Origin of the sequence: Mycobacterium sp. IS-2888 (assembly GCF_001954215.1) — a bacterium.
In the GTDB taxonomy this organism is placed as follows: domain Bacteria; phylum Actinomycetota; class Actinomycetes; order Mycobacteriales; family Mycobacteriaceae; genus Mycobacterium.
The window spans coordinates 1-620 of sequence record NZ_MBET01000079.1; the positions used below are offsets into that span (position 1 = coordinate 1).

Genomic DNA, 620 nt, shown 5'->3' on the forward strand with positions numbered 1-620 from the left:
ACCGCGGTCGTTCCGATATATGGACCCGCTCTTGATGGCACGCTGCCCGGCAACGAGGTCATCCTGCAGAGCAGCGTCGGCAACCGCCCCAGCTACGCCCGCGCGATGGGACCCATGCAGTTCTTGCCCGGGACGTGGGCGCGCTACGCCTCGGACGGCAAGGGCGACGGCACCGCCGATCCACAAAACCTGTTCGACGCCACGCTCGCGGCCGCCCGCTACCTGTGCAGCGGCGGGCTCAACCTGCGCGACCCGGCACAAGTGATGTCCGCGATCCTGCGCTACAACAACTCGATGCCGTACGCCCAGAACGTGCTGGGATGGGCGGCCGCGTACGCGACCGGCGTCGTCCCGGTCGACCTGCCGCCGATCACCGGGCCGCCGCCGCCGCTCGGCGACGCGCACGATGAGCATCCCGAGGGCCTGGGCCCCAACCTGCCGATGAACATCAATGGCCTGCCCATTGACGATCCGCTGGCGCGGATGCCGCTGATCGACTTCGGCCCGCAGCAGCCTCTCGGCCAGCCACCGATGTTCCCGTGGCAGTCGCCCAACACCGGAGCACCGGCGCAGACGCGACAGCCCGGCTGCACGCTGATCTGCATCGGCCCGCAAAACTC

At 69.5% G+C, this 620-nt stretch carries 1 protein-coding gene; it reads left to right on the plus strand.

Annotation, left to right across the window (positions count from 1 at the left end; genetic code table 11):
* On the plus strand, positions 1 to 620 hold a 620-nt coding region (locus A5745_RS15645; RefSeq protein WP_175879834.1), incomplete at both ends, for a lytic transglycosylase domain-containing protein.